Origin of the sequence: Micromonospora echinofusca (assembly GCF_017614955.1) — a bacterium.
Taxonomy (GTDB): domain Bacteria; phylum Actinomycetota; class Actinomycetes; order Mycobacteriales; family Micromonosporaceae; genus Micromonospora; species Micromonospora echinofusca_A.
This window is the reverse complement of the sequence record NZ_WVUH01000219.1, coordinates 1-12480: the sequence shown is the minus strand read 5'-3', so window position 1 is coordinate 12480 and position 12480 is coordinate 1. Positions and strand designations below refer to the sequence as shown.

Sequence of the window (12480 nt, the reverse complement as noted above, 5' to 3'; positions counted from 1 at the left end):
CCGGACGCCCACCCTTACGGAGGTCAGCGCGATGAGCGGTGGTGACAAGCTCGATTTCGAGATCCGTCCGAATCCTGCACCGGTATCCGCTGCCGACCGCGCCGCGCTGCTGGCCAACCCGGGTTTCGGTCGGGTCTTCACCGACCACATGGTGACCATCCGGTACGCGGACGGCAAGGGGTGGTACGACGCCCGGGTCGAGGCGCGGGCGCCGATCCCGATGGACCCGGCCAGCGCGGTGCTGCACTACGCGCAGGAGATCTTCGAAGGGCTGAAGGCGTACCAGAGCGTCGACGGCGGGGTGACGCTGTTCCGCCCGGAGGCGAACGCCGCCCGGTTCGCCGCGTCGGCCCGCCGGATGGCCATGCCCGAGCTGCCCGAGCAGGCGTTCCTGGAGTCGCTGGAGCACCTGGTCGGGATCGACCGGGACTGGATCCCCTCGGTCGAGGGCGGCAGCCTCTACCTGCGGCCGTTCATGTTCGCCAGCGAGGTGTTCCTCGGCGTCCGCCCGGCCAACGAGTACCTCTACGTGCTGATCGCCTCGCCGGTCGGGTCGTACTTCTCCGGCGGGGTGCAGCCGGTGACCGTGTGGGTGTCGCCGGACTACACCCGCGCCGCCCCCGGTGGCACCGGGGCGGCCAAGTGCGGCGGCAACTACGCCGCCTCCCTGGTCGCCCAGGCCGAGGCCATCGAGCACGGCTGCGACCAGGTGGTCTTCCTGGACGCGGTGGAGCGACGGTGGGTCGACGAGCTGGGCGGGATGAACGTCTTCTTCGTCTACGACGACGGCAGCCTGGTCACCCCGCCGCTGACCGGCACCATCCTGCCCGGCATCACCCGGGAGTCGGTGCTGCGGCTGGCCGAGCGGGCCGGGCACACCGTCGCCGAGCAGCCGGTCAGCTTCGAGCAGTGGCAGGCCGACGCGGCCAGCGGCCGGCTGCGGGAGGTCTTCGCCTGCGGGACGGCGGCCGTCATCACCCCGATCGGCGAGGTGCGGCACCCGGGTGGTTCGTTCACCGTCGGCGACGGCGGGCCGGGGGCGGTCACCATGAGCGTGCGGCAGCAGCTGGTCGACATCCAGCGCGGTGCGGCCGACGACGAGTACGGCTGGGTGCGGCGGGTGCGCTGAACCCGGCCGGGCCACCCGGGACGGGTCGGCGCTGCGGCGGGGCCCACGGCCCGCCGCAGCGACGCCGGTTCGGGTTCAGTCCAGCAGGTGGTCGCGGAGCGTGGTGAGCTGGTCGGCGGTCAACCCGCCGGCCATCAGGTACTCCTCCACCGAGCCGTACCGGTGGCGCAGCTCGCCGAGGAAGAGCGCCATCGCCTCCGGCGGGCAGGCCAGCGGCACACCCAGCGGGTTCGTGTCCGGCCCGGCCACCGTGGACGTCAGGTAACGCGCCATCCCCTCGTCGGTCAACGCGTAGTCGGCGGCGATGTCGTCGTCGGCCACCCCGAGCGCCGCGAGGGTCAACGCGCAGACCAGGCCGGTACGGTCCTTGCCGGCGACGCAGTGCACCATCACCGGGGCGGCGGCCGGATCGGCGATCACCCCGACCGCCTCGGCCAACCCTCGGGCGCCGGTGTCGGTCAGGTCGCGGTACCGGTCGGCCAGGTAGCGGGCCAGGTCGGTCGTGCTGTCGTACCGTGACTCGGCCCACTCCCGGTGTTCGGGGTGGATGTGCCGGTAGGCGAGCCCGTCGAACCCGGGGACCCGGCCGTCGCGGGTCACCTCGTAGGGGCGACGCAGGTCGACGACGGTACGGACCCCGATCGCGGCGAACGCCTCGACGTCGGTGGCGGTCAGTCGGTGCGGGGAGTCGGAGCGGTAGAGCCGGCGCCAGCGCACCGTCCGACCGTCCCGGGTGGCGTAGCCACCGACGTCCCGGAAGTTGAACAGGGTGTCGAAGAGGTACGGGCTGCGGCGGTTCTGCTCAGTCGCGTCCACCCGGGACAAGATAACGGCGGGCGGGACACCAGGGTGTCCCGCCCGCCGCGTTCGTCGCCCGTCGCTGCCGTTACCGCAACGGTCCGGTACCGCCCGTCGTCACCGCAGCGGATCCTGGGGCAGTGCCGAATAGGTGTCGTTGTAGTACCCGCCGAGCTTGTCCCGGTACACCGGGTCGGCGTGGCTCTGCTCGTCGTACTCCGGAGCGGCCTTGATCTGGTCCTTGCTCCGGTCCACGTAGACCTTGCGGTCGTCGTGGTCGACGTGGTTGACCACGCCGGCCGGGATCATCACCTTCTTGCCGAAGATCCACGGCCCGGTGTCCACCACCAGGAAGCTGGAGCCGACCTCGTGGCTGGCGGAGTCGACCTTGCCGATGCCGCCGTCGGTCGCCTCGACCTTGTAGCCGGTCAGGTCGGCGCCACCCACGGTGGTGTCGTCCCGGTACCGCCAGGGGTCGAAGGCTCCGGTGGGTGCGCCACCGGGAAAAGCGCCCTGACCACCGTGGGTGACGGGCCCGGTGGTGCCGTACGTCGTCTGAGGATCGAGCCGGTCCATTGGACTGTTCCTCCTCTTCTCGACCAGTTCGTTCGGGGATGGTGCTCTGTCCCGAATACTCCTACCCCCGGTTCCGGGCCCTACACATCCCCGGCCTCAGCGCAGTGCGGCCTCGGCGTCCAACGCCACCGCGGCGGCGTGCACGACGGCGGCGATCCGCAGCGCCTCGTGCACCTGCTCCCGGGTGAACCCGGCGGCCCGCAGGGTCTTCTCGTGCGACTCCAGGCAGACGCCGCAGCCGGTGATCGCCGAGACGGCCAGGCACCAGAGCTCGAAGTCGCCCTTGTCCACCCCGGGCCGGGCGATGATCTGCATCCGCAGCCGGGCCGGCATCGAGGCGTACTGCTCGTCACCGATCAGGTGCTTGGCCCGGTAGTAGACGTTGTTCATCGCCATGATGGTGGCGGCGCCCTTGGCCGCCTCGACCGCCTCCGGCTTGAGATGGTCGGCCGCCTCGGCCGCGATCTCGGCGAGTACCACCGGGTTGCGGGCCGCCACCGCGCAGGCCAGCGCGGTACCCCAGGACTGCTCCCTGGTGAGGGTCGAGGTGGCGACCGTGGAGCCGAGGTTCAGTTTGATGTCCTTGGCGTACTCCGGCAGCGCCGCCTTGATCGCGTCGAGTCCCACCGCTCAGACCCCGGCCATCAGCTTCGTGGCGTCGAGGGTGTCGCCGCCCTTGTTCCAGTTGCACGGGCACAGCTCGTCGGTCTGGAGGGCGTCGAGCACCCGCAGCACCTCGGAGACGTTCCGGCCGACCGAGCCGGCGGTCACCATGGCGAACTGGATCTCGTTGTTGGGGTCGACGATGAAGGTCGCCCGCTGGGCCACGCCGTCCTCGCCCAGCACGCCGCAGGCGTCGGTCAGCTCGCGCTTGATGTCGCTGAGCATCGGGAACGGCAGCTCCCGCAGGTCCGGGTGGTCCTTGCGCCACGCGTAGTGGACGAACTCGTTGTCCACCGACACACCGAGCACCTGGGCGTCGCGGTCGGCGAACTCGCCGTTCAGGCGGCCGAACTCGGCGATCTCCGTCGGACAGATGAAGGTGAAGTCCTTCGGCCAGAAGAAGACCACCCGCCACTTGCCCTGGTAGGACTTGTGGTTGATCGTCTCGAACGCCTTGTCGGCATCGAGCGAGACGCAGGCGGTGAGTTCGTACTCGGGGAAGCGGTCACCGACAGTGAGCACTGGTCCTCCTTGACAGCGGCGCGAGGCCGGTAACTGGATTCGTTCCAGATATTTCCTCAGCGGTGTTTCCGCACGCTGGCGCCCTGGTGGATTGTGAAGTCGATCACCAGCGCCGACCGTCCGGGGTCCGTCCCACCTGGGGTGGTAGCGACGCTCGGTGACCCGTCGGGCTGAATCTGCGTCCCGGCATGTGGGTTTTTCCTCCCACGGCCGGGCTCCGGGTGGCAGAGTACCCACCGTGACCCGCCTTGCTCTGATTATTCGCACCTAGCGCGCCGGCCCCTCGCCGACGCGCAGACCTCCCGCATCCGCGGGGGGTCTTTTTGTTGGTCCAGGCTCTGCCGGACCGGCCCGCGTCGCAGTGTCGTCCGTGGCTCCGGCAGCGTTGCCCACCGTATCCGTACCCCCAGCCCACCGACCGCCGTCGACCCGTCCGGAAGGATTTGTCATGACATACCAGGTGTACGACACCACCCTGCGTGACGGAGCGCAGCGCGAGGGGATCAGCTACTCGGTGGTCGACAAGCTCGCCGTCGCCCGGCTGCTCGACGAGTTCGGGGTCGGCTTCATCGAGGGCGGCTGGCCGGGTGCGGTACCCAAGGACACCGAGTTCTTCCGGCGCGCCCGGACCGAACTCGACCTGCGGCACGCGGTGCTCGTCGCCTTCGGCGCCACCCGCAAGGCCGGGGTCGCCGTCGAGGCCGACCCGCAGGTGCGCGGCCTGCTGGACGCGGAGACCCCGGCGGTCGCCCTGGTCGCCAAGTCCGACCTGCGACACGTCGAACGGGCGCTGCGGACCACCGCCAAGGAGAACCTGGCGATGATCCACGACACGGTGACCCATCTGGTGGCGCGGGGACGCCGGGTCTTCGTCGACGGCGAGCACTTCTTCGACGGGTACCGGCACGACCCGGCGTACGCCTCGGCCGTGGTGGAGACCGCGCTGGCCGCCGGGGCCGAGGTGATGGTGCTCTGCGACACCAACGGCGGCATGCTCCCGTCCCAGGTGACCCGGGCCATCGCCGAGTTGACCGAGCGGACCGGGATCGGCCCGGAACGGCTCGGCATCCACTGCCAGAACGACACGGCCTGCGCGGTGGCCAACACCGTCGCCGCCGTGGAGGCCGGCGTGCGGCACTTCCAGGGCACCGCCAACGGGTACGGCGAGCGTCCCGGCAACGCCGACCTCTTCGCCGTGGTCGCCAACCTGCAACTGAAGCTCGGGCTGCCTGTCCTACCGGACGGCTGCCTGGAACAGATGGTGCGCGTCTCGCACGCCATCGCAGAGATCGCCAACATCGCCCCCGACACCCATCAGGCCTACGTCGGGGCCGCTGCCTTCGCCCACAAGGCGGGGCTGCACGCGAGTGCGATCAAGGTGGATCCGCTGCTCTACAACCACGTGGACCCCGCAGTGGTGGGGAACGACATGCGGATCCTGGTAACCGAGATGGCCGGCCGGGCCAGCATCGAGCTCAAGAGTCGTGAGCTGGGGCTGGACCTGGCCGGCCAACCCGAGACCCTGTCCCGGGTGACCCGTCGGGTCAAGGAACTGGAGGCCGGCGGCTGGTCCTTCGAGGCCGCCGACGCCTCGTTCGAACTGCTGGTCCGCTCCGAGCTGCCGGACCGCGCCCCGGTCCGGCCGTTCGCGCTGGAGTCGTACCGGGTCATCGTGGAGCACCGGGAGGACGGCGCGGTGGTCTCCGAGGCGACCGTCAAGATCCGGGTACGCGGGGAGCGGGTGATCGCCACCGCCGAGGGCAACGGTCCGGTCAACGCCCTGGACGAGGCGCTGCGGACCGGGCTGGCCCGGCACTACCCCGAACTGCGCAACTTCGAGCTGGCCGACTACAAGGTCCGGATCCTGGAGGGCAGCCACGGCACCGGCGCGGTGACCCGGGTACTCGTGGAGACCGCCGACCAGGCCGGGCGGGACTGGGTCACCGTCGGCGTACACCCCAACGTGGTCGAGGCGAGCTGGCACGCCCTGGTGGACGCGTTGACGTACGGCCTGGACCGCGCGCACGTCTAACCGGGGCGGCGCCGCGTGCCCGAGCGTGGCGCGGGTTTCACGAATGCGACGCGGTTTTCACGAGTGTTAGGAAGGGGCCCTTCCTCTACCGAATGCGATAGGACGGGGCCCTTCCTTACATCTGGGGGAGGCGGAGGGTGGCGAGGACGGCCCGGTGGTCGCTGCCGGGCAGGCCGTGCACCGAGACGGTGTGCACGGCGATCCGCCGGTCGACGAGTACGTGGTCGATGGTGACCGGCGGGATCGGGTCCCCGTCGTACGGTCCCCAGGTGCCGGTCAGCCCGGCGCCGGCCGCGTCCGCCGCGTCGACGTACCCGGTGTCGAGCAGGGCGCGTAGCGGTGCGTGGTCCAGGGTGGCGTTGAAGTCGCCGGCCAGGATCCGCAGTGGTCCGTCGGGGGTGGCCGGGGGCTGCGCGGCCAGGTCGGTGTGCCAGTCGTCGACGACGGAGACGGCGTACGGGGCGGCCGGGTGGGCCGATTCGACCAGCACCGGGGGTGCCCCGTCGATGGTGAGGGTGGCGTACGCCTGGCTGAAGATGGAGCCGGTGTGGCGCCGGTACCCGCCGTCGTGCAGCGGGTACCGCGAGTAGAGCGCCGAGCCGGTGGTGCCGGTCTCCGGGTTGAGCTGGGCGTGCGGCAGCAGGGCGGAGAGTCCGGCCCGCTCCAGGTTGGCCCGGGCGGTCTCGGTGAACTCCTGCACCGCGAGCAGGTCGACCCGGTGGCGGCGGACCAGGTCGACCAGGTGGGCCGGGTCGGCGCCGCCCTTGAGCAGGTTCGCGGTGAGCACCCGCAGCGCGGGTCCGTCGGCGTCCGGGGCCCGGTCGGCTACCGCGCGGGGGGCGACCACGCCGATCAGCAGCAGCGCGGTCAGGGCCGCGACGCCCGCCGGCCACCAGCGCCGCAGGGCGAGGGCGGGCAGCACCGCCAACGGCGTGGCGGCGGCGACGTACGGGGTGAAGGCGAGCAGTTGCACCAGGGGGCCGTGGTCCGCGCCGGTGAGGCGGACCACCGCCATGCCGAGTCCGGGCGCCACCGCCAGCCAGCAGAGTGCGGTCGGCACCCGGGCCACACGGCGGTGCGCCACTGCGGGAACAGTCATGATCGTCAGCTTAGTCAGGGCCCGTCAGTCGGCCCGGCGCGCCAATCGCGACAAAGTGAGAAGTGAGTTGCCCGCGCATTTTCTCGGGATTCGGGTCGGTGGTCCGTCCAGCCGTGTCGCAAATATGTCCACCTTTGATCGGCTATTGACCCTGGGCTTTCGTCGCTGTTACCTTTCCTCTGGTTGCGGCACAAAAACTCTCAGTAGTACTCCCTGGTGAGGGCGGGTTTGTAGGCCGTCTCACGTACCAGGCGACCGGGCTTGACGGGAAAGAGAATTCCTCTCATCGAATGCTGTGACCATGAGTGGAAAAATGCGTCTCCTGGTTGTCCGGTGATGTCTGCCGTCATTCTCCGGGAATGGTCGGCGAAACCGTAGGAATGCCATCTCAGGCAGGAAGAGGGACATCAGTCATGGGAAGAATCAGTCGACGTAGGGCCGGTTTCGCGGCGGTCGGCGCGCTGGTGCTGTCGCTGCTCGCCGGCGGTATCGCCACCGCGTCGCCGGGTGCCGACGACGCGCAGCAGGGCCGGGCTGCCGTCCAGCAGCAGCCGGTCGCCACGAAGGCGCAGCTCGACGCTGCCCGGGCGGCGATGAAGAGCGGTCCGTCGGTGAGCGCGCTGCCGACCACCGCCCGGACCTCCGCCGCCGTGGTCAGCAGCGGTGGGGTACTCAACCGGGGGATCAACGTGGTCTCCTCGCTGCGCCTGGCCACCGGGCAGTACCAGGTGGTCTTCGACCACGACGTCACCCGGGGTACCTTCGTCGGCACCCTCGGGCTCACCGGCAGCGTGGGCATCTCGCCGCCCGGGGAGATCGCCGTGGTGGGCCGTACCGGCATCCCGAACGGTGTCTTCGTGCAGACCTGGAACTCCGCCGGAGTCCGTACCGACCGGGCCTTCCACCTGGCCGTGCACGACTGACCAGCCCGGCCGGGTACGACTGACCGGTCCGGCCGTGGTCGACTGACCGACCGGTCCTCCGTCGCCGGTCCGCCCACCCGGGCGGGCCGGCGACCGGCGTATCCGCCGGATTTAGCAGGAGTCCGTTGCCGGTCCGCCGTTCGGTGTGGCAACCGGCCCGTCGGTCCGTCGGCCCGTCGGCCCGTCGGTCCGTCGGTGCGCCGGGCGGCGCGGCAACCGGCGCAGCGACGCGTGCGGCGGCCGGCGGCGGCCGAAGCGACGGGATTTCATGTTTGCCTCCCGCGCCGGCGGGAAGGTTGCGCCGTGACGGACATCTCGGACACCCTGGCCAGCCTGCCCAGCACGGTCGACACCGGTGCGCCGGGCGCCGAGCTGGAACAGACCCTCTTCGAGGTCAAACGTGTGATCGTCGGGCAGGACCGGCTCGTCGAGCGGCTGCTCACCGCGCTGCTCGCCGGTGGGCACTGCCTGCTCGAAGGCGTACCGGGGGTGGCCAAGACCCTCGCCGCGCAGACCCTCGCCACCACCGTCGGTGGCACCTTCTCCCGGATCCAGTTCACCCCCGACCTGGTCCCCTCGGACATCGTCGGTACCCGCATCTACCGGGCGTCCAAGGAGAGCTTCGACATCGAACTCGGCCCGGTGATGGCGAACCTGGTACTCGCCGACGAGATCAACCGGGCCCCCGCCAAGGTGCAGTCCGCGCTGCTGGAGGCGATGGCCGAGCGGCAGGTCTCCATCGGCGGGCGGAGCTTCCGGGTACCCGACCCGTTCCTGGTGCTGGCCACCCAGAACCCGATCGAGTCCGAAGGGGTCTACCAGCTCCCCGAGGCCCAACGGGACCGGTTCCTGCTCAAGGTCACCGTCGACTATCCGAGCGACGCCGACGAACTGGCCATCCTCTACCGGATGAGCAGCGAACGCCCCACCGCCCGGCAGGTGCTCGACCCGCCCCGGCTGCGCGGGTTGCAGGCCCGGGCCAACGCGGTCTTCGTGCACCACGCCATCGCCGAGTACATCGTCCGGCTGATCCTGGCCACCCGTGACCCGGCCCGTTTCGGCCTGCCCGACCTGGCGCCGATGCTGGCCTACGGGGCGAGCCCCCGGGCCACCCTGGGACTGGTCGCCGCCGGGCGGGCGCAGGCCCTGCTGCGTGGCCGGGACTACGTGCTGCCCGAGGACGTCCGCGACCTCGCCGCCGACGTGCTCGCCCACCGCCTGGTGCTCTCCTTCGACGCGGTCGCCGACGGGATCACCGCCGAGGCGGTGGTGCGCCGACTGGTGGACGCCGTACCGCCGCCCCGGATCGCCCCCGGCCAGGAACACGCCGTACCCGATCTGGCGGCGGCATGAGGAGCCGTGGACCCTTCGGCCGGACCACCGCCACCGCCCGCCCTGCCGCCCCGCCCGTCGAACCCGATCCCAGCCTGGCCGACCTGGTGCCACCCGGGCGGCTGCGGCGGCTCGAACTGACCGTCAACCGGCGGCTCGACGGGCTGCTGCACGGCCAGTACCGGGGGCTGCTCCCCGGGCCGGGCAGCGAACCCGCCGCCAGCCGGGAGTACCGCCCCGGTGAGGACGAGGTCCGCCGGATGGACTGGGCGGTGACCGCCCGGACCGCCGTGCCACACGTCCGCGAGGTCGACGCCGACCGGGAACTGAGTACCTGGCTGGCGGTCGACGCGACGGCCAGCATGGACTTCGGCACCGCCGCGCTGGACAAACGGGAACTGGCGGTGGCCGCCGTCGCGGCGGTCGGGTTCCTCACCGCCGGGATCGGCAACCGGCTCGGTGCCCTGGTGCTGCGCGCCGACGGACTGCACCGGCTGCCGGCCCGCGCCGGCCGGACCCACCTGCTGGGGCTGCTGCGTACCCTGCTCGACGCGCCCCGGGCCGGTACCCCGGCGGCCCTGCCGCTGCGCGCCCCGGCTGCGGCGTCGGCCCGTGCGTCGGCCGGTGCGTCGGCCCGTGCGGCGGCTGGTGCGTCGGCCACCGTACCGGAGGCACCCGCCCTGGCCGACGTGCTGGCCGCCCTGCCGGCGGTGGCCGTCCGGCGGGGCCTGGTCGTGGTGGTCTCCGACTTCCTCGACGGGCTCCCGGACGACCCGTCGGCCGCCGCCGACTGGGAACGGCCGCTGCGCCGGCTCGCCGTCCGCCACCAGGTGCTCGCCGTCGAGGTGACCGACCCGCGCGAGTGGGAACTGCCCGACGTCGGCCTGGTCACCCTGGTCGACCCGGAGACCGGCCGGCGCCGCGAGGTGTCCACCGGGGACCGGCGGCTGCGGGAGCGGTACGCGCAGGCCGCCGCCGCCGAGCGGGACCGGGTACGCGACGCACTGCACCGGGCCGGTGCCACCCACCTGGCGCTGCGTACCGACCGGGACTGGACCGCCGACATCGTCCGGCACGTCCGCACCCAGCGCCGGCTGGCGGCGACCTCCTGTGCCCGGGCCCTCCGGGGAGGTACCCCGTGACGTGGGCGTCCCCGGTCCGGCTCTGGCTGCTCGTCGGCGTGCTCGCCCTCGCCGCCTACTACCTGCTGATGCAACGGCGGCAGAGCCGGTACGCCGTCCGGTTCACCAACCTGCGGCTGCTCGACCGGGTCGCCCCGGAACGGCCGGCCTGGCGCCGGCACGTCCCGGCCGGCCTCTTCCTGGCCATGCTGGCCCTGCTGGTCGTCGGGTTCGCCCGACCGACCGCCGAGGTGCGGGTACCCCGGGAACGGGCCACGGTGATCGTCGCGGTGGACGTCTCCACCTCGATGCTCGCCAGCGACGTGGAACCGGACCGGCTGACCGCTGCCAAGGTGGCCGCCGGCCGGTTCGTCGACGGGCTGCCCGACGAGTTCAACGTCGGGCTGGTCGCCTTCGCCGGCAGCGCCGCCGTGTTCGTACCGCCCGGCACCGACCGGGACGCCCTGCACAGCGGAATCGAACGGCTGGCCGAGGGGGCGACCGGGGTGCAGGGCACCGCCATCGGCGAGGCGATCAGCACCTCCCTCCAGGCCATCCGGGGGTTGGACAACCAGGCGGCGAAACAGCCACCCCCGGCCCGGATCATCGTGCTCTCCGACGGCGCGAACACCTCCGGACGGGACCCGGTGGAGGCGGCCGACGACGCGGTGTCGGCGAAGGTACCCGTGCACACCATCTCCTTCGGCACGCTCTCCGGATACGTCGACCGGGGCGGCCGACCCATCCAGGTACCGGTCGACGGGCAGACCCTCAAGGACGTCGCCGAGGCCACCGGTGGCCGCTACCACGAGGCGAGCACCAGCGAGGAACTGCGCGCCGTCTACGAGGACATCGGTACCTCGGTCGGCTACCGGATGGAACGACAGGACATCTCGGCCCGGTTCATCGGCATCGGACTGCTCTTCGCCCTCGGCGCGGCGGCCGGCTCGCTGCGCTGGTTCTCCCGGCTGCCCTGACTGCTCCACCGGTACCCCGTAGCAGCGCCACACCCTTCACGCCATGAGGAGGCGGACGATGGCAGTGCAGACCGGCCTCGGTGAACCCCGGGGCCCCTGGTTCATCTCGCCCCACCTGCACCACGACCCTGACGGGCGTCGGGAGGTACCCGGGAACGGTGGTGGCGGATGGCGGCGGAGCCTGCTCACCGGGCTGGCCCTGGTCGCGGTCTCCACCGCGTCCGGCGGCCTGGCCGGGGGCTGGGTGGCCGGACAGGGCGGCGAACCGAAGGCGGCGACGGCCGCCGCGGTACCGGCCGAACTGGTGACCGCCGCCGGCCGCACCGTGCCCGGCGTGGTCTCGGTCCTCGTCGACGGGGGCAGCGGCTCCGGCTTCGCCCTCGACGACCAGCAGCACGTCATCACCAACGACCACATCATCGCCCGCGCCCGGGCCCGCTCGGTGACCGTGGAGACCCCGGGTGGCCGACGGCTGCCGGCCGAGGTGGTGGGGCGAGAACCGGGCAGCGACATCGCCGTGCTGCGGGTACCGCCCTCGGCGGCGCTGACCCCGCTGCCGCTGGCCAAGCCGGGCAGTACGAAAGTGGGGGAGCCGGTGCTGGCGGTCGGCTCCCCGCTCGGCCTGCCCGGTACCGTCACCGCCGGCATCGTCAGCGCCCTGAACCGGCAGGTCCGGCTGGGCAACAACCGGCACTCGGCGGTGCAGACCGACGCCTCGATCAACCCGGGCAACTCGGGTGGCCCGCTGGTCAACGCCCGGGGCGAGGTGGTCGGGGTGAACACCGCCATCGCCACCATCGACGGCAACGGGTCGATCGGGATCGGGTTCGCCATCCCGATCGAGCAGGTGCAGCAGGTCGCCGACACCATCATCGGCAAGGGCGGCTGACCGTCCCACCGGGCGGTCCGGTGCGGCCGGGTGGAATCCGGAAGCGGGGAACGTCGCGCAGCGGCTAGCCTCGGGGCGTGGCCGATGATCTGCGCGTGACGGACCGCCTGGTCATCCCCGGCGCCGAGCTGCGGGAACGCTTCTCCCGATCCTCCGGGCCGGGCGGGCAGGGGGTCAACACCGCGGACTCGCGGGTCGAGTTGAGTTTCGACGTGGCCGGCTCACCGAGCCTGCCGGAACACCTGCGCAGCCGCGCGGTGGAGCGGCTCGCCGGCCGGCTGGTCGACGGGGTGCTCACCATCGCCGCCAGTGAACACCGCGCCCAGCTCGCCAACCGTGAGGCGGCCCGGGCCCGACTGGTCGCCCTGCTCCGGGACGCGGTCGCCCCACCGCCGCCACCCCTCTGGCCGACCCGGCCG

At 72.0% G+C, this 12480-nt stretch carries 13 protein-coding genes; 8 read left to right on the top strand and 5 right to left on the bottom strand.

All coding sequences use genetic code 11. The features are described from left to right. Positions 1 to 31: 31 nt before the first annotated feature. Positions 32 to 1129, top strand: coding sequence for a branched-chain amino acid aminotransferase (locus GSF22_RS22230; RefSeq protein ID WP_208815673.1), 1098 nt, complete (start codon positions 32 to 34; stop codon positions 1127 to 1129). A gap of 75 nt (positions 1130 to 1204) precedes the next feature. Here the strand turns inward: GSF22_RS22230 and GSF22_RS22225 are convergent, their stop codons facing one another. From GSF22_RS22225 to GSF22_RS22210, 4 genes are all read right to left on the bottom strand, one after another. Next, complete coding sequence (locus GSF22_RS22225) at positions 1205 to 1954, bottom strand: tyrosine-protein phosphatase (RefSeq protein WP_244368136.1); 750 nt, start codon at positions 1952 to 1954, stop codon at positions 1205 to 1207. 90 nt (positions 1955 to 2044) lie between these two features. After that, entirely contained in the window at positions 2045 to 2503 is a 459-nt protein-coding gene (locus GSF22_RS22220) for a PRC-barrel domain-containing protein (RefSeq protein ID WP_208815671.1), read from the bottom strand. Between the two features lie 96 nt (positions 2504 to 2599). Next, positions 2600 to 3130, bottom strand: coding sequence for a carboxymuconolactone decarboxylase family protein (locus GSF22_RS22215; RefSeq protein ID WP_208815670.1), 531 nt, complete (start codon positions 3128 to 3130; stop codon positions 2600 to 2602). Positions 3131 to 3133: 3 nt separating this feature from the next. Then, complete coding sequence (locus GSF22_RS22210) at positions 3134 to 3688, bottom strand: peroxiredoxin (protein ID WP_208815669.1); 555 nt, start codon at positions 3686 to 3688, stop codon at positions 3134 to 3136. Between the two features lie 448 nt (positions 3689 to 4136). Between GSF22_RS22210 and cimA the strand changes: the two genes are divergently transcribed. Beyond that, on the top strand, positions 4137 to 5720 hold the full coding sequence (cimA, locus tag GSF22_RS22205) for a citramalate synthase (RefSeq protein WP_208815668.1): 1584 nt from the start codon (positions 4137 to 4139) through the stop codon (positions 5718 to 5720). Positions 5721 to 5835: 115 nt separating this feature from the next. On the opposite strand, the gene GSF22_RS22200 is transcribed toward cimA, so the two are convergent. Next, positions 5836 to 6819 (bottom strand): endonuclease/exonuclease/phosphatase family protein, encoded by a 984-nt coding sequence (locus GSF22_RS22200; protein WP_208815667.1) that lies wholly within the window; start codon positions 6817 to 6819, stop codon positions 5836 to 5838. Positions 6820 to 7232: 413 nt separating this feature from the next. On the opposite strand from GSF22_RS22200, the gene GSF22_RS22195 reads away from it, so the two are divergent. The 6 genes from GSF22_RS22195 to arfB all read left to right on the top strand — a co-directional run. Then, positions 7233 to 7742 carry a hypothetical protein gene (locus tag GSF22_RS22195; RefSeq protein WP_208815666.1) on the top strand — a complete coding sequence of 170 codons (510 nt, stop codon included), beginning with the start codon at positions 7233 to 7235 and terminating at the stop codon, positions 7740 to 7742. Positions 7743 to 8045: 303 nt separating this feature from the next. Beyond that, positions 8046 to 9095 carry an AAA family ATPase gene (locus GSF22_RS22190; protein ID WP_208815665.1) on the top strand — a complete coding sequence of 350 codons (1050 nt, stop codon included), beginning with the start codon at positions 8046 to 8048 and terminating at the stop codon, positions 9093 to 9095. Further along, on the top strand, positions 9092 to 10216 hold the full coding sequence (locus tag GSF22_RS22185) for a DUF58 domain-containing protein (protein WP_208815664.1): 1125 nt from the start codon (positions 9092 to 9094) through the stop codon (positions 10214 to 10216). Before GSF22_RS22190 ends, GSF22_RS22185 begins: the two co-directional genes overlap by 4 nt. Beyond that, entirely contained in the window at positions 10213 to 11172 is a 960-nt protein-coding gene (locus GSF22_RS22180) for a VWA domain-containing protein (RefSeq protein WP_208815663.1), read from the top strand. Before GSF22_RS22185 ends, GSF22_RS22180 begins: the two co-directional genes overlap by 4 nt. Positions 11173 to 11230: 58 nt before the next feature. Further along, complete coding sequence (locus GSF22_RS22175) at positions 11231 to 12061, top strand: S1C family serine protease (protein ID WP_208815662.1); 831 nt, start codon at positions 11231 to 11233, stop codon at positions 12059 to 12061. 77 nt (positions 12062 to 12138) lie between these two features. Further along, on the top strand, positions 12139 to 12480 hold a 342-nt coding region (arfB, locus tag GSF22_RS22170; RefSeq protein WP_208815661.1), incomplete at its 3' end, for an alternative ribosome rescue aminoacyl-tRNA hydrolase ArfB.